Origin of the sequence: Rathayibacter sp. AY1C9, assembly GCF_002932315.1 — a bacterium.
Taxonomy (GTDB): domain Bacteria; phylum Actinomycetota; class Actinomycetes; order Actinomycetales; family Microbacteriaceae; genus Rathayibacter.
This window is the reverse complement of record NZ_PSVZ01000027.1, coordinates 1-15,475: the sequence shown is the minus strand read 5'-3', so window position 1 is coordinate 15,475 and position 15,475 is coordinate 1. Positions and strand designations below refer to the sequence as shown.

Here is a 15,475-nt window from a genome sequence, read left to right as displayed (position 1 = left end):
GCGACCGAGGTCGCGGACGGGCGACCGCTCGAGGCCGCGCCGGGCGCGGTGCCACACTGAGCGCGTGGGCAGGCTGAGGGTCGTCGTCGCGCCCGACTCCTTCAAGGGGTCGGCGAGCGCGGTCGAGGTCGCGCGGGCGATCGCCGAGGGCTGGAGCGCTGCGCGCGCGGGGGACGAGATCGTCCTCGCGCCGATGGCCGACGGGGGAGAGGGCACCGTCGAGGCCTTCGCGCTCGCGGTCCCGGGGTCGCTTCGGCGGCCGGTCGTCGTGCCCGGCCCGGACGACCGGCCGGTCCGCGCCTGGTGGCTGCTGCTCCCCGACGGGACAGCCGTCGTCGAGCTCGCCTCCACGAGCGGCATCACGCTGCTCGACCCGCTCCGCCCGCTTACCGCGCACACGCGCGGTTTCGGCCGCGCGATCGCCGCCGCCCTCGACGCGGGGGCGGACGCCCTGCTGCTGGCGATCGGCGGCAGCGCCTCGACCGACGGCGGAGTCGGAGCGCTCCGCGAGCTCGGCGCACGCTTCTCCACCGCCTCCGGCCGCGACCTCGGCGAGGGAGGCGGTGCGCTGCCCGCGCTCGCCGCCGCCGACCTCCGCGCGCTGCGTCCTCTGCCGCCCGGAGGCGCGGTCGTGCTCAGCGACGTCGCGACCCCGCTGCTCGGCGACTCCGGGGCGGCCCGCGTCTTCGGACCGCAGAAGGGGGCCGGCCCCGAGGACGTCCTCCTCCTCGAGAGCGGCCTCCGCCGTCTCGCTGCGCACCTGGACGCGGATCCCGATGCGCCGGGCTCCGGGGCGGCGGGCGGGACGGGCTTCGGGCTGCTCGCCTGGGGCGCGCACCCGACCTCCGGCGCCGACGCCGTCGGACGGGCGATCGGGCTCCCGGCGCTCCTCGCGGGCGCGGACGTCGTCATCACGGGGGAGGGGCGCTTCGACGCGCAGTCCGCCGCCGGCAAGGTCCCGGTGCACGTCCTCGCGCTCGCCGAGGCGGCCGGGGCGCGGACGCTCCTCGTCGCCGGGGCGCGGACGCTCCTCGTCGCCGGGGCGATCGCGGCGCCGACTCCCGGCTTCACCGCTGCGGTGTCGCTGACGGAGGCGGCGGGCTCCTCGTCCGCGGCCCTCGCGGACCCGTTCCCGCACCTGCGCGCCGTCGCCCGGGAGTGGGCCGCGCAGCTCCTCTGACCGTTCGCGGTGTCGGTGGTCGGGCGTACCGTCCGGGCATGCCCCGAGATGCGATCCGACCACCACATCTTGTGGTCGAGCCGCCGCGCGGACCCCACCGGTCGGGCATGCCGACACGCCGTGGCGCGTTGTACACAGTGAACGGGATCCTTCTGTCCACACCTGTGGATGGTTCGTCCGGATCCGCGTCCTTCCGCGGTTCCACGGGCTCCGGCCTGTGGATGAACGGGGGAGGAACCGGTGGATAACTACACGGCTGTAACTACTACGTCTAGTGGGCTGACACCGGCCCGCCCCCTATATGTAGTATTGCTGAGCAGGTCGGAGCGAGAGCCCCACCGGCACCCAGAACTCACCCGGACCACCCTCCGACCCCGCCCGCATCGCGAGCCGCCGGTCGGGGAGCTGCACCGGGACACCCCCTCCGAAAGGCGACACCCATGGCTGTGACGGTCTACACCAAGCCCTCCTGCGTCCAGTGCACCGCGACGTACCGCGCCCTCGACAGCAAGGGCATCGACTACGAGGTGTTCGACCTCTCCGTGGACGAGAAGGCCCTCGAGGCCGTCAAGGCCCTCGGCTACCTCCAGGCGCCGGTCGTCATCACGGACGACGACCACTGGTCCGGCTTCCGCCCCGACAAGATCGCGACCCTCTGAGGCGCACGGGCGGCGATCCGCGACGTCGTCGGCGGGCGCCGTAGCGCCGCTGCGGCTTCCTCCTCCGCCTTGCGGCTCACCGCGCAGCCGCCTCGGAGGCGGGACCGAGAACAGCAGCTGACGGGGAGAGGGGCCGAAGGATGAGCGGGCTCGTGTACTTCTCCAGCAGCTCGGGGAACACGCACCGGTTCATCGAGAAGCTCGGACGGCCGGCGCAGCGCATCCCGCTCCACGCCCGCCGCGACGGAGCCGCCCTCGACACGCTCCACGTCCACGAGCCGTACGTGCTCGTCCTCCCCACCTACGGCGGCGGCAACGGCGGGGGAGCGGTCCCCAAGCAGGTCATCCGGTTCCTCAACGATCCGTGCAACCGCTCCCTGATCCGCGGCGTCATCGGCGCCGGCAACACGAACTTCGGCGAGGCGTACTGCCTCGCCGGCGACATCATCGCCCGCAAGTGCGAGGTGCCGCACCTCTATCGATTCGAAGTATTCGGAACACCCGACGACGTCCGCGCCGTCGACGAAGGATTGGACACGTTTTGGACGCAGCAGTGATCGACGCTCCCCGCGACGCCGCACAGATGGACTACCACTCGCTCAACGCGATGCTGAACCTCTACGGCCCGAACGGAGAGATCCAGTTCGACAAGGACCGCGAGGCCGCTCGCGAGTTCTTCCTGCAGCACGTCAACCAGAACACGGTGTTCTTCCACACGCTCAAGGAGCGCCTCGACTACCTGGTCGAGAAGGAGTACTACGAGCAGGCCGTGCTCGACCAGTACTCGTTCGAGTTCATCCAGCAGCTCAACGACCTGGCGTACTCGAAGAAGTTCCGCTTCGCGACCTTCCTCGGCGCGTTCAAGTACTACACCTCGTACACGCTCAAGACGTTCGACGGGAAGCGCTACCTCGAGCGCTTCGAGGACCGCGTCGTGATGACCGCCCTCGGCCTCGCCCAGGGCGACGAGACGCTCGCGACCGCCCTCGTCGAGGAGATCGTCGCCGGCCGCTTCCAGCCCGCGACCCCGACCTTCCTCAACACCGGCAAGGCCCAGCGCGGCGAGCTCGTCTCCTGCTTCCTGCTGCGCATCGAGGACAACATGGAGTCGATCGCCCGCGGCATCAACTCCGCGCTCCAGCTCTCCAAGCGCGGCGGCGGCGTCGCCCTCTCGCTCTCGAACATCCGCGAGGCCGGCGCCCCGATCAAGCAGATCGAGAACCAGTCCTCGGGCATCATCCCCGTGATGAAGCTCCTCGAGGACAGCTTCAGCTACGCCAACCAGCTCGGCGCGCGCCAGGGCGCGGGAGCGGTGTACCTCTCGGCGCACCACCCCGACATCCTCCGCTTCCTCGACACCAAGCGCGAGAACGCCGACGAGAAGATCCGCATCAAGACGCTCTCCCTCGGCGTCGTCGTGCCCGACATCACGTTCGAGCTCGCGAAGAACAACGAGGACATGTACCTCTTCTCGCCCTACGACGTCGAGCGCGTCTACGGCATCCCCTTCGGCGACATCTCCCTCTCGGAGAAGTACCGCGAGATGGTCGACGACCCGCGCATCAAGAAGACCAAGATCTCGGCGCGCGAGTTCTTCCAGACCATCGCCGAGATCCAGTTCGAGTCGGGCTACCCCTACATCGTGTTCGAGGACACCGTGAACCAGGCGAACCCGATCAAGGGCCGCATCAACATGTCCAACCTGTGCTCCGAGATCCTCCAGGTCAACACTCCGACGACCTACAACGAGGACCTCTCCTACGCGCAGATCGGCAAGGACATCTCCTGCAACCTCGGCTCGCTGAACATCGCGCTGACGATGGACTCGCCCGACTTCGGCCGCACCATTGAGACCGCTATCCGCGGCCTCACCTCGGTGTCCGACCAGTCGCACATCACCTCGGTCCGCTCGATCGAGGACGGCAACGACAAGTCGCACGCCATCGGCCTCGGCCAGATGAACCTGCACGGCTACCTCGCCCGCGAGCGGATCCACTACGGATCCGAGGAGGGCATCGACTTCACCAACATCTACTTCTACTCGGTGCTGTTCCACGCCCTGCGCGCCTCCAACAACCTCTCCATCGAGCGCGGCACCACCTTCGAGGGCTTCGCCGACTCGAAGTACGCCTCGGGCGAGTTCTTCGACACCTACACGGAGAAGGAGTGGGCGCCGGCCACCGAGCGCGTCTCCCGCCTCTTCGCCGACTCGGGCATCGCGGTCCCCACCCAGGACGACTGGCGTGCGCTCAAGGCCTCGGTCATGGAGCACGGCATCTACAACCAGAACCTGCAGGCCGTCCCGCCGACCGGCTCGATCTCGTACATCAACAACTCGACGTCCTCGATCCACCCGATCGCGTCGAAGATCGAGATCCGCAAGGAGGGCAAGCTCGGCCGCGTCTACTACCCGGCGCCGTTCATGACGAACGACAACCTGGAGTACTACCAGGACGCGTACGAGATCGGCTACGAGAAGATCATCGACACCTACGCCGCCGCCACGCAGCACGTCGACCAGGGCCTCTCGCTCACGCTCTTCTTCAAGGACACGGCGACCACCCGCGACGTCAACCGCGCCCAGATCTACGCCTGGCGCAAGGGCATCAAGACGATCTATTACATCCGCATCCGTCAGCTGGCGCTCGAGGGCACCGAGCTCGACCAGTGCGTCTCGTGCATGCTCTAGAGCACGCAGCCCCACCCCCCTCCGCACGACCCATCCGCAGCAGCGAGAAGGAATCATGACTCCCCCCGAGAAGCTCAAGCTCGTCGACTCCGTCCAGGCGATCAACTGGAACCGGATCCAGGACGACAAGGACGTCGAGGTGTGGAACCGCCTCACGAGCAACTTCTGGCTGCCCGAGAAGGTCCCGCTGTCGAACGACATCCAGTCGTGGAACACGCTCACGCACCAGGAGCAGCAGCTCACCATGCGCGTGTTCACCGGGCTCACCCTGCTCGACACCGTGCAGGGCACCGTCGGCGCCGTCTCGCTCATCCCGGACGCGATCACGCCTCACGAGGAGGCCGTCTACACGAACATCGCGTTCATGGAGTCGGTCCACGCCAAGTCGTACTCCTCGGTGTTCTCGACCCTGTCGAACACCCAGGACATCGACGAGGCCTTCCGCTGGTCGATGGAGAACCCGAACCTGCAGAAGAAGGCGTCCATCGTGATGGACTACTACCGCGGCGACGACCCGCTGAAGCGGAAGGTCGCCTCCACACTGCTGGAGTCGTTCCTCTTCTACTCGGGCTTCTACCTGCCGATGTACTGGTCCTCGCGCGCCAAGCTCACCAACACGGCCGACCTCGTGCGCCTGATCATCCGCGACGAGGCCGTGCACGGCTACTACATCGGCTACAAGTTCCAGAAGGGACTCGAGCGGGTCGACCAGGCCAAGCGCGACGAGATCAAGGACTACACGTTCTCGCTGCTCTACGAGCTCTACGACAACGAGGCGCAGTACACGCAGGACCTCTACGACCAGCTCGGTCTGACCGAGGACGTCAAGAAGTTCCTGCACTACAACGCGAACAAGGCGCTGATGAACCTCGGCTACGAGCCGATGTTCCCCAAGCAGGTCACCGATGTGAACCCCGCGATCCTGTCGGCCCTCTCGCCCAACGCGGACGAGAACCACGACTTCTTCTCGGGCTCCGGCTCCTCCTACGTGATCGGCAAGGCCGTGAACACCGAGGACGAGGACTGGGACTTCTAGGCGTCGACACCACGTCCCGGCCTCCACGGCGAACGGCCCCTCCCCTCGCGGGTGAGGGGCCGTTCCTCGTCTCCGGGCGGCGGGCGGGCGCCGGGTCACCGCACCCGGCGAGGCGCCGCCCTGTCGCCGAGGCGCCGTCCTGTCGGCGGCGCCTCGCGCGGCACGTCGGTGTCTCACGGAGCGGGGCCGGAGCGGCCGTCGTGCGCGCCTCAGAGGGCCAGGCGCATCAGCACCCGGGGGAAGCCGTCGAGCACCGAGGTCGTGTCCGCGGCCTTCTCGAAGCCGGCGCGCTCGAACAGCGAGCGCGTGCCGACGTACGCCATCGTCCGGTCGACCTCCGCACCGGCGTTGTCGACCGGGTAGCCCTCGACCGCCGGTGCCCCGTGGGCTCGGGCGAACTCGACGGCGCCCTCGAGCAGCGGATGCGAGATCCCGCGCCCGCGGAAGCCGGGCCGCACGCGCAGGCACCACACGCTCCACACGTCGAGGGCGTCCACGTGCGGGATGCGCCGGTTCGTCGAGTAGCTCGTGTCGGCCCGGGGGTGCACCGCCGCCCAGCCGACCACCTCCTCGCCGTCGTACGCGAGGACGCCGGGCGGAGGGTCCTCCGCGACGAGCTCCCGCACCCGGGCACCGCGAGCGGGACCGGCGAGAGCCCGGTTCTCGACGGAGGAGCGGAGCCGGTAGCTCAGGCACCAGCACACGCTCGCGTCGGGGCGCTTCGGGCCGACCATCGTCGCCAGGTCGTCGAAGACGGTGGCCGCGCGCACCTCGATCGTCATGGCCGCAGCCTTCCACCGTCGGGGTGCGCGGACAAGCCGTTCAGAACTCAGGACGAACGACGAAGGACTTCCTCCCTGCCGCGGAATCGGGGTCGTGGCACCACGTTCGTCCTGCATCGTGAACGCACTCCGCCGATTCACCACTCCACCGCATGAATCGCACCAGCGCCCCCTGTTGGACGGCGCCCAGGCGGGGCGCCTACCGTGGACGAGGTATCCAGCGAAGGAGCACTCCCTGTGAAGCACGTCCCCCTCGGCACCTCCGGTGTCGACTCCCCGAACGTCGTCCTCGGCCTCATGCGCATCCCCGAGATGAGCGACGAGGCGATCCGCGGCCTCGTCGGCGCCGCCCGCGACTCCGGCATCGACTTCTTCGACCACGCCGACGTGTACGGCGGCGAACTGCACCGCTGCGAGGAGCGCTTCGCCGAGGCGATGGCGCTCACCCCGTCGGAGCGTGAGCACGTCGTCCTGCAGACCAAGGCGGGCATCGTCCCGGACGGCCCCTACTTCGACTTCTCGTACGAGCACCTCATCGCCTCGGTCGAGGGCTCGCTGAAGGCGCTGCGCACCGACTACGTCGACGTGCTGCTCCTGCACCGGCCCGACGCGCTCGTCGAGCCCGATGAGGTGGCCCGCGCGTTCGACGAGCTGCACGCGTCCGGCAAGGTGAAGCACTTCGGCGTCTCGAACCAGACGCCGTACCAGATCGAGCTGCTGAAGAAGTCGCTGAACCAGCCGATCGTGGCGAACCAGCTGCAGCTCTCGATCACCCATGCGCCGCTGATCGCGCAGGGTGTCGCCTCCAACATGGTCGGCGAGGACCAGTCCGTCATGCGCGACGCCGGCATCCTCGACTACTGCCGCCTGAACGACATCACCGTGCAGGCCTGGTCGCCCTTCCAGGCGGGGTTCTTCACCGGCGTCTTCCTCGACAACCCGGCCTACCCCGAGCTGAACGCCGTCATCGACCGGCTCGCAGCGACGTACGAGGTCCCGGCGATCGCCGTGGCCACCGCCTGGATCACCCGCCACCCGGCGGGCATGCAGGTCGTGCTCGGCACGACCAATGAGCAGCGCGTGCGCGATGCGGCCCTCGGCTCCGATCTGCCGCTCACGCGGCCGGAGTGGTACGAGCTGTTCCGCGCGGCGGGCTACCTCGTCCCCTAGAGCTCCCACCCCGGAGGAAATGCGCGTCGGCGCAGAGAGGCACGGACTCCCCGGAGTCCGTGCCTCTTCCCGTCCCCGCGGGACGCCGGTCGTACGCCCGTCGCGGACCGAAGCGGCATCTCGCGGGGGGAGGGGCGGGAATAGGAACGGCACCCCTGCGTTGAACTTGAGCGTAACCGACTCAACTTCCTCAGGAGGACAGGTGCCCGACAACTACAGCGAGGCCGGAGCGAGCTCGTTCGACGACTTCCTCGCCCGCTACCTCGACGGTGAGCGCGCCCGCGCGGCGCGGTCGATCGACCTCAGCCGATTCCTCACCGCCCGTACCCGCGACATCCTGCAGTCCGCAGGACGCTTCGCCCTCGAGCGCGGCCAGACCGAGCTCGACGCCCTGCACGTGCTCCGCGTGCTCATCGACGACGAGACCGTCTCGCAGGCCGTGCGCCGCATCGGCGTCGACCCCGCCGCCATCGCCACCGGCGCGGAGGCGCGCCTCCCGCAGGCCGACGAGGCCCACGCCTCGCAGAACGCGGCCACCATCACCCCCAGCGCGCAGCGCGCGCTGTTCCACGCCTACCAGGTCGCCCGCTCCAGCGGCTCGACCTACATCGAGCCCGAGCACCTCTTCTTCGCGCTCGTGCTCGGCCAGGACGCCCCCGCCGGGCAGGTCCTCGCCCGCGCCGGCGTCACCGCCGAGGCCCTCACCCAGGGCATGCGCGAGACCGAGGCCCCGCAGCAGCAGGAGGCGGAACAGCCCGCCTCCGACACTCCGCTGCTCGACAAGTTCGGCACCGACCTCACCGCTCTCGCCCGCGAGGGCCTTCTCGACCCGGTCATCGGGCGCGCCGACGAGATCGAGCAGACCGTCGAGATCCTCAGCCGCCGCACCAAGAACAACCCGGTGCTCGTCGGCGAGGCCGGCGTCGGCAAGACCGCCATCGTCGAGGGCCTGGCCCGCGCGATCGTGGCGGAGGAGGTCCCCGAGCAGCTGCGCGGCAAGCGCGTGATCTCGCTCGACCTCCCCGGCATGCTGGCCGGCACCCGCTACCGCGGCGACTTCGAGGAGCGCCTCACCGGCACCATGGACGAGATCGCGGCGCACTCCGGCGAGCTGATCGTCTTCATCGACGAGGTCCACACCGTCGTCGGTGCGGGCGGCGGCGGCGAGGGCGGCATGGACGCGGGCAACATCCTCAAGCCGCGTCTGGCCCGAGGCGAGCTGCACCTCGTCGGCGCCACCACGCTCAAGGAGTACCGCACCATCGAGAAGGACCCGGCACTGGAGCGGCGCTTCCAGCCGGTCCGCGTCGGCGAGCCCGGCATCGAGGACGCGGTCGCCATCCTGCACGGCCTGCGCCCCGCCTACGAGGAGCACCACCGCGTGCGCTTCACGGACGAGGCCCTCCGCGCCTCCGTCGAGCTCTCGGCCCGGTACCTCACCGACCGCGTGCTGCCCGACAAGGCGATCGACCTGATCGACCAGGCCGGCGCGCGCCTCCGCCTCCGCCTCGGAGCCGGCGTCGACACCGGAGCTCTGCTCGAGCGTCTGGCGACCCTGGAGGCCGACAAGAACGCGGCCGTCTCGGCCGAGCACTACGAGGAGGCGTCCCGCGTCCGCGACGAGATCAGCGCCGTGCAGGCGGAGCTCGACGCGGCCACCGGCAGTGCCCCCGCGGAGGCGGTCGTCGGCGAGACCGAGATCGCGGCCGTCATCGCCCGCGCCACCGGCATCCCGGTGTCGCGGCTCACGGAGGGGGAGCGCGAGCGCCTCGCCCACCTCGAGACCGAGCTGCACCAGCGGGTCATCGGCCAGGACGACGCGGTCACCGCGGTCGCCCGGGCCGTCCGCCGCAGCCGCACAGGCCTCGGCGACTCCTCGCGCCCGGTCGGCTCGTTCCTCTTCCTCGGTCCGACCGGTGTCGGCAAGACGGAGCTGGCGCGCACCCTCGCGGGCTCCCTCTTCGCCGATGAGCAGTCGGTCATCCGCTTCGACATGAGCGAGTTCGGCGAGCGTCACACGGTCTCGCGGCTGGTCGGCGCCCCTCCCGGGTACGTCGGCTACGACGAGGCCGGTCAGCTGACCGAGCGCGTGCGCCGGAACCCGTACTCGGTGGTCCTCTTCGACGAGATCGAGAAGGCGCACCCCGACGTGTTCAACCTGCTGCTGCAGGTGCTCGACGACGGGCGTCTGACCGACGGCCAGGGGCGGACGGTCGACTTCCGCAACACGGTGATCATCATGACCTCGAACCTCGGCTCGGAGTTCCTGGCCTCGCGGTCGGGTGCGCTCGGCTTCGTCGCTCAGAGCGACGCGTCGGCCGAGGGCTTCGCCTCGGAGAAGGACCTGCGCGATCGCGTCATGGGCCGTCTCCGCGAGGCGATGCGCCCCGAGTTCCTCAACCGGATCGACGAGATCGTCCTGTTCCGCCGCCTCGGCCGCGAGCAGCTGCGGGAGATCGTCGGCATCGTCCTCGACACCACGCGCTCCCGCCTCGCTCCCCGCGAGGTGACGCTCGAGGTGACGGAGGCGGCCGTCGACTGGCTCGCCGAGAACGGCTACGAGCCGCAGTACGGCGCCCGGCCCCTGCGCCGGCTCGTCCAGCGCTCCATCGACGACCGGATCGCCGACCTGTTCGTCAGCGGCGAGGTCTCCGACGGAGGCGCGGTCCGCGTCGACGCCGTCGCCGGCGAGCTGCTGGTGACCTCGGCCGCCGCCCTCCCGCTGGCCGCGTAGCCGGTCCCGCTCCGACCCCCGTCCCTCCTCCTCCCGCGAGACACCGCTCGTGACGACGGCACCGCCCGTCGTCGCGAGCGGCGCCCGCGGAGGGGGAGGGGCGGGGGTCTTCGCGTCCCCACGGCTTGCCACAGCGGTCCGGGCGGGATAGACACGAGAGCACGAGAACCGGAGGCACGATGTCGAACCCGCGCTACTACGACCCCGTGGGCAAGGCGGTCCGGGCGCTGCTCGTGCTGAGCCTCGTCTGCTTCGCCCTGGCGGTGGGCATGTTCGCCCTCGACATCGTCATGCCCGGCACCATGACGGACGAGCGACGGCCCTGGGCCGAGGCCAGCGGGGCGCTCGCCTCGTTCGGCGTGCTGGCCCTCATCGTCTACTTCGCGACCGTCGCGATCGTCGGCGCGATCCGGGGGCGCGGGCAGTAGCCCCGGCTCCGACGCCGTCGTCCGACAGGAACGCGTCCGGCCCGCGGGATCCGAGGATCCTCGCGGGCCGGACGCGTTCTCGCGAGCCGTCGGGCGCCGGTCAGGGGCACTTCTTCGCGGTGATCGTCACCTTCAGCGTGGCGTCCGGAGCGACGGGGGAGCCGCCGGCCGGCTCCTGCCCGGTGACCTGGCCGGCGTCGGGCGCCTTCGGGTCCTCGGCGCAGGCGAGCGTGATCTTCGTGAAGCCGGCGGCGCCGAAGGCGTTCTTCGCGGCCTCCAGGTCCTGGCCCGTCACGTTCGGCACGGTCTTCTGGTTGCCGGAGCTGGTGAACACGGTGATCGCGGTGCCGCGCGGGGCCGAGCCCGACGGGTCGGCGCGGGTGACCGTCCCGACCGCGGCGTCGCTCGCCTCCGTGCCGCCCTGCACGACGCCGAAGCCGGCCGCCTCGAGCTTGGCCTCGGCGTCGGCGGAGGAGAGCCCGACGACATCCGGGATGTCGACCTTCGGGACGACCTGCAGCGAGCCGTCGGCCTCCGGGAACGCCGTCCCGCCGTACGTCGCGTCGGCGGCGCGCATGACGACCGGCCAGATGCGGTGGCGCGCGGTGGCGGCGGATCCGGAGTCGAAGGAGTAGCGGCCGAGGCGCAGGTTCGCGTCACCCTTCACGTTGAACACGCCGACGGCGGTCGCGACGCGGGTGCTCGCTCCGGTCATCCAGGTGGCCTTCGCGTCGTCGGTGGTGCCGGTCTTGCCGATCAGCGGAACGCCGTCGCCGGTGCGGGAGGCCACGGCCGTCCCGCCGCCGGTGAAGGTCGCCTGCAGCGCGACGGCCGCGGTGGCGGCGACGTTGCGGTCGATCGACTGGCGGCAGTTCGCCGGGGGCACCGGCTGGTCGGCTCCGGCGGAGTCGGTGATGCGGTCGATCGCGACGGGGTCGCAGGTCGTGCCGCCGGAGGCGATGGTGGCGAAGGCGCCGGCCATCGAGAGGGGCGAGACGTAGTTCGTGCCGAGCACCGACGACGGGTTGTGCTCGAGCTCCTCGCCGCTGCCCTGCTTCACGCCCATGTCGACCGCGGTGTCGCGGATGCCGCACAGGTCGAGCTCACGGGCCATGCCGACGAAGCCGGTGTTGAGGGAGGTCTTCGTGAAGGACACCGGGGTGCCGACCTCGCCGGTTCCGCCCTCGTCGTTCTTCGCGCTCGTCTCGTTGCTCGTGTCGGTGCCGCCGGAGACGCAGGAGTCCGTGAAGGTGCCCCAGGTGGACTTGCGCGTCCCGTCGACCGACTCGTTGATGCTGTGGCCCTCCTTCAGCCACTCCACCAGGGTGAAGAGCTTGTAGGTCGAGCCCGGCTGGATCCCGGAGGATCCGCCGTTGGCCCGATCGGTGCTGTAGTTCACGGCGCTGTAGGACGGGTCCGTCGTGAGGACGTCCGGATCCTGCGAGTACTTCTTGTTCTGCGTCATCGCGAGCACGCGCCCGGATCCGACCTCGACGCTGACCGAGACGGCTCCGACGTCGAAGTTCCAGGTCTGCGGGACCTGCGCGTCGACGGCGGCGACGGCCGCGTCCTGCAGGCCGACGTCGAGCGTCGTGTAGACGTCGAGGCCGCCGCGGCGGAAGTTGGTCCAGCGGGTGTCCTCGTCGGCGCCGAAGATCTCGTTGTTCTTCAGGACGTTGGTGACGTAGTCGCAGAAGAAGCCCGCGTTGCCCGCGGTCGAGCAGCCGGTGCTGGGCTGGGTGATGCGGGGCTCGATCGGAGCGGCGACGGCGGCGTCGTGGTCCTCCTGCGAGATCTTCCCCTCCTCGAGCATCTTGCCGATGATGTAGTCGCGGCGGTCCTTGTTGCGGGCGTAGCCGTTCGCGGCGCCGTTGTCCGGGTTGTCGGGCTGGTCGATCCGCAGGACGGCCGGGTTGTTGACGATCGCGATGAGGCTCGCGGCCTGGGCGATCGAGAGGTCCGCGGCCGAGGTCGCGTAGTAGTAGTTCGCGGCGGTCTCGAGGCCGTAGGTGGTGCCTCCGAAGAACGCGATGTTGAGGTAGCCCTGGAGGATCTGGTCCTTCGTGTACTGCTTCTCGAGCCCGATGGCGAGCTTCATCTCGCGGAGCTTCCGCTCGGGGGAGGTCCGGGTGGCCTCGTCGATCGCGGCCGCGCGCTCGGCGTCGTCCGAGATGTTGCGGACGGCCTTCTCGACGAGGACGTTCTTCACGTACTGCTGGGTGATCGAGGATCCGCCCTGCACGTCGTTGCCGAGCACGTAGGTCTGCGCGACGGCGCGGAGCGTGCCGGGGAGGTCGACTCCGCCGTGGTCGTAGAAGCGGGGGTCCTCACCCGAGACGGCGGCGTCCTTGGCGGCCTGGGCGATGCGGTCGAGCGGCACCTCGACGCGGTTCTCGACGTAGAAGGAGGCGAGCAGCTGCGGGCCGTCGGAGCCGGTCGCGTAGATGTTGCTCTTCTCGGAGAGCTTGTCGACCTCGAGGTAGTCGGGCAGGCCGTCGAAGACGCCGATCGACTGGTTCGCGGCGACTCCGGCGAGCGCCACAGCCGGGGTGACGGTGGCGGTCACGAGGACTCCGGCCACGACGCTCATGCCCAGGAAGCCCACGATCGCCTTGACCACACCACCGGTGGTCCTTCTGTCGGACGCCAAACCTTCTCCTTCGCGAATCCCCCCGGATGCTGCGACGACCGCGGCCGACGCCCTGCACGCTCCGTGCGGCAGGTCAACCTCGACAGACTAACCCGAGAGCCCCCGAAGACGAAGGCCCGGCCAGAGGCCTGAAAAGACCCTGACCGCGACCCGGGGGACGGTGTTCCCTAGGCTGTCGGCATGGCGAGCCCCTCCTCCGACCCCGGACCGGCCGACGCGACGACCCCGGAGGCCGCTCCGGTCGCGCCCCCGCAGGCCGTCCCCGCACCGCCCACGGGCGCCCTCTCGTACGCTCTCGGCTTCCTCGCGTTCATCGGGATCCCGTTCCTCAGCCTGATCGTGGGCGGCATCGTCATGGCGTCCGTGTACCCCTCCGCCCGGAGGAAGGGCGGGCTCGCCGCCGAGAACGCGCGGAACGCGGCGAACTGGGGTCTGACGGTGATCCTGATCGGGGTCGTGACGCTCGGCGCGCACGTCGTGCTGCTCTTCGCCGCCTCCGACACCCCGCTCGCGAAGGGCTTCTACCCGATCGGCATCCCGATCACGCTGTTCGCCGTGCTCTGGCTGGTGCACTTCGTGCTGATCATCTGCGGACTGGTGAAGGCGAACCAGCGCGAGGTGTTCCGTCCGCGCGTCGCGATCCCGTTCCTCCGCCCGCCCGCGGCCTGAGCTCAGGCGCCGACGGGCCAGAGGTAGTCGAGCCCCGGCGGCGTGCCGGGGAACAGCGGGCCGTAGTGGTCCTCGTCCTTGGCCACGAGCTTCGAGCGGTGCGAGAGGTGCAGCCGCTCGTCGCCGAACCACGGCGGGAGCGGGTAGTCGCCGGTCAGGTAGGCGGCGAGATCCTCCGGGGCGGCGGCGAGGGCCTCCTCGGTCTTCACGAGGCACGTGTCGGCGAAGCCGCGCTCCGTCCACTCCGCGCAGGTCTCGCGCTGGTAGGTCATCAGCGCCGGCCGGTAGCCCCGCCACATCCGCGTGACGGGGTGGTTCTGCCAGCCGTACCCCGGGACGGTCAGCGCCCGCATGACCTGCAGCGTCTCGACGCGCTGCTTGCCGAGCCGCTTGCCGTCGAGGGCGCGGACGCTGCGGTGGAAGTCGGGGTAGGGGAGGAAGGTCTGCACGCGTCCCAGTCAACAGCGGCCCGTCTCCCTCCGGCCACCCTCCCGTCACGCCGATGTCGCCTGGCGTGCGTAGCGTCCGGGGCATGACCGGACTCCCCCTCCTCGCCACCGACGACGTGCAGCTGCGCTGGGCGCGGCCCGAGGTCCTCGACTCCGCCCGCCACCGGATGCTGCGCCTGCTCACCCTCGCCGAGCGCCTGCGCTACGAGGCGACGAGTCGGCGCGAGGTCCGGGACGGCTTCCTCCTCGGCCGGGTCCTCGTGCGCGAGCTTGCCGCCGAGACGCTCGGGATCGATCCCCTCGAGGTCGCCGTGGACGCGCGCTGCGAGCGCTGCTCCGGACCGCACGGCCGCCCGGTGCTCCGCGGCGAGCACCCGGCGCTGGAGCGGATGCGGATCAGCATCGCGCACTGCGACGGCGCGGTGGTCGCGGCGCTGGCGACCGGACGCGACATCGGGATCGACGCGGTGCGCGCCCGCACCGTCCGCGACCGCGTGGCCTCCGGGGCGACGACGGCGGAGCAGGTGCTCGCCGATCTGCGCTCGCAGGCGGTCGCGAAGGCCGACGGGCGTGGGACCTCGAGCGACGAGCCCGTCCGCTTCCGCACCAGGGAGGGTGCGACCGAGGCCTGGATCGAGGGCTCGAGCCGCTACTTCGCCGTCTCGGAGCCGACGGTCCACTCCGCGCTCGTCGTGGCGGTCGCGGTCGCTCAGGAGTGACCGCGGGGCGCGGTCCCCGGCCGTTGCGCTGGTCCGCGCCTAGGCGAACAGCGACAGCGTGATCGTCGAGCGGTAGGAGCCGGCCTCGACGTCCGGCTCGGCCAGCAGCCGCAGCTCGGCGTCGGCGCTCCAGGTGCCGGCCCCGCCGGCGGCTCCGAGCAGCAGCGCGTCGCGCAGGCCCGCGCCGCCCTCGAGGGAGGAGGCGACCGGATCGCCCGCGACGGCGCCGGTGCCGGTGATCAGGCGCGGGGTCCAGCCGAGGTGGTCGGCTCCGATCGAGGCGCTCGGGCCGGTGAGGGCGCTCGCCGAG

The 15,475-nt window shown here is 70.6% G+C and carries 13 protein-coding genes and 1 pseudogene; 10 read left to right on the top strand and 4 right to left on the bottom strand.

Translation table 11 applies throughout. The annotated features are described in order from the left end of the window. Positions 1–73 precede the first annotated feature (73 nt). The 5 genes from C5D09_RS14935 (at position 74) to nrdF (ending at position 5,564) form a co-directional block, all read left to right on the top strand. Positions 74–1,180, top strand: a complete 1,107-nt coding sequence (locus C5D09_RS14935) for a glycerate kinase (protein ID WP_104269659.1) — start codon at positions 74–76, stop codon at positions 1,178–1,180. Positions 1,181–1,620: 440 nt separating this feature from the next. Further along, positions 1,621–1,839: a glutaredoxin-like protein NrdH gene (gene nrdH / locus C5D09_RS14930; protein WP_068255139.1), complete on the top strand. Its 219-nt coding sequence runs from the start codon at positions 1,621–1,623 to the stop codon at positions 1,837–1,839. 140 nt (positions 1,840–1,979) lie between these two features. After that, a complete protein-coding gene (gene nrdI, locus C5D09_RS14925) occupies positions 1,980–2,396 on the top strand; it encodes a class Ib ribonucleoside-diphosphate reductase assembly flavoprotein NrdI (RefSeq protein WP_104224357.1) in 417 nt (138 codons plus the stop codon). 26 nt (positions 2,397–2,422) lie between these two features. Then, entirely contained in the window at positions 2,423–4,528 is a 2,106-nt protein-coding gene (nrdE, locus tag C5D09_RS14920; protein WP_104234484.1) for a class 1b ribonucleoside-diphosphate reductase subunit alpha, read from the top strand. 55 nt (positions 4,529–4,583) lie between these two features. Continuing rightward, positions 4,584–5,564 carry a class 1b ribonucleoside-diphosphate reductase subunit beta gene (gene nrdF, locus C5D09_RS14915; RefSeq protein ID WP_104224358.1) on the top strand — a complete coding sequence of 327 codons (981 nt, stop codon included), beginning with the start codon at positions 4,584–4,586 and terminating at the stop codon, positions 5,562–5,564. Between the two features lie 209 nt (positions 5,565–5,773). On the opposite strand, the gene C5D09_RS14910 is transcribed toward nrdF, so the two are convergent. Next, positions 5,774–6,346 carry a GNAT family N-acetyltransferase gene (locus tag C5D09_RS14910; RefSeq protein ID WP_104269654.1) on the bottom strand — a complete coding sequence of 191 codons (573 nt, stop codon included), beginning with the start codon at positions 6,344–6,346 and terminating at the stop codon, positions 5,774–5,776. A 237-nt stretch (positions 6,347–6,583) separates the two neighbouring features. Between C5D09_RS14910 and C5D09_RS14905 the strand changes: the two genes are divergently transcribed. The 3 genes from C5D09_RS14905 to C5D09_RS14895 all read left to right on the top strand — a co-directional run bounded on the left by C5D09_RS14905 (position 6,584) and on the right by C5D09_RS14895 (position 10,678). Beyond that, positions 6,584–7,516: an aldo/keto reductase family oxidoreductase gene (locus C5D09_RS14905; protein ID WP_258063708.1), complete on the top strand. Its 933-nt coding sequence runs from the start codon at positions 6,584–6,586 to the stop codon at positions 7,514–7,516. Positions 7,517–7,718: 202 nt separating this feature from the next. After that, positions 7,719–10,250 (top strand): ATP-dependent Clp protease ATP-binding subunit, encoded by a 2,532-nt coding sequence (locus C5D09_RS14900; protein ID WP_104269653.1) that lies wholly within the window; start codon positions 7,719–7,721, stop codon positions 10,248–10,250. 179 nt (positions 10,251–10,429) lie between these two features. Continuing rightward, positions 10,430–10,678: a hypothetical protein gene (locus tag C5D09_RS14895; protein ID WP_104224361.1), complete on the top strand. Its 249-nt coding sequence runs from the start codon at positions 10,430–10,432 to the stop codon at positions 10,676–10,678. Positions 10,679–10,778: 100 nt separating this feature from the next. On the opposite strand, the gene C5D09_RS14890 is transcribed toward C5D09_RS14895, so the two are convergent. Next, on the bottom strand, positions 10,779–13,328 hold the full coding sequence (locus tag C5D09_RS14890; protein WP_258063707.1) for a transglycosylase domain-containing protein: 2,550 nt from the start codon (positions 13,326–13,328) through the stop codon (positions 10,779–10,781). Positions 13,329–13,508: 180 nt separating this feature from the next. Between C5D09_RS14890 and C5D09_RS14885 the strand changes: the two genes are divergently transcribed. Continuing rightward, positions 13,509–13,997, top strand: a complete 489-nt coding sequence (locus tag C5D09_RS14885) for a DUF4870 domain-containing protein (RefSeq protein WP_104263469.1) — start codon at positions 13,509–13,511, stop codon at positions 13,995–13,997. A 2-nt stretch (positions 13,998–13,999) separates the two neighbouring features. Here C5D09_RS14885 and C5D09_RS14880 read toward each other — a convergent pair whose 3' ends face one another. After that, on the bottom strand, positions 14,000–14,446 hold the full coding sequence (locus C5D09_RS14880) for an MSMEG_6728 family protein (protein ID WP_104224363.1): 447 nt from the start codon (positions 14,444–14,446) through the stop codon (positions 14,000–14,002). A gap of 83 nt (positions 14,447–14,529) precedes the next feature. On the opposite strand from C5D09_RS14880, the gene C5D09_RS14875 reads away from it, so the two are divergent. Next, a complete protein-coding gene (locus tag C5D09_RS14875) occupies positions 14,530–15,165 on the top strand; it encodes a 4'-phosphopantetheinyl transferase superfamily protein (RefSeq protein WP_104224364.1) in 636 nt (211 codons plus the stop codon). A gap of 39 nt (positions 15,166–15,204) precedes the next feature. On the opposite strand, the pseudogene C5D09_RS17610 reads toward C5D09_RS14875, so the two are convergent. Further along, positions 15,205–15,475 (bottom strand): annotated as a pseudogene (locus C5D09_RS17610) (hypothetical protein); the annotation flags it as partial.

Coding starts and splice junctions, on each gene's coding strand:
- nrdH (WP_068255139.1), top strand. CDS start 1,621: ATGGCTGTGACGGTCTACACCAAGCCCTCCTGCGTCCAGTGCACCGCG.
- nrdI (WP_104224357.1), top strand. CDS start 1,980: ATGAGCGGGCTCGTGTACTTCTCCAGCAGCTCGGGGAACACGCACCGG.
- nrdE (WP_104234484.1), top strand. CDS start 2,423: ATGGACTACCACTCGCTCAACGCGATGCTGAACCTCTACGGCCCGAAC.
- nrdF (WP_104224358.1), top strand. CDS start 4,584: ATGACTCCCCCCGAGAAGCTCAAGCTCGTCGACTCCGTCCAGGCGATC.
- C5D09_RS14910 (WP_104269654.1), bottom strand. CDS start 6,346: ATGACGATCGAGGTGCGCGCGGCCACCGTCTTCGACGACCTGGCGACG.
- C5D09_RS14895 (WP_104224361.1), top strand. CDS start 10,430: ATGTCGAACCCGCGCTACTACGACCCCGTGGGCAAGGCGGTCCGGGCG.
- C5D09_RS14885 (WP_104263469.1), top strand. CDS start 13,509: ATGGCGAGCCCCTCCTCCGACCCCGGACCGGCCGACGCGACGACCCCG.
- C5D09_RS14875 (WP_104224364.1), top strand. CDS start 14,530: ATGACCGGACTCCCCCTCCTCGCCACCGACGACGTGCAGCTGCGCTGG.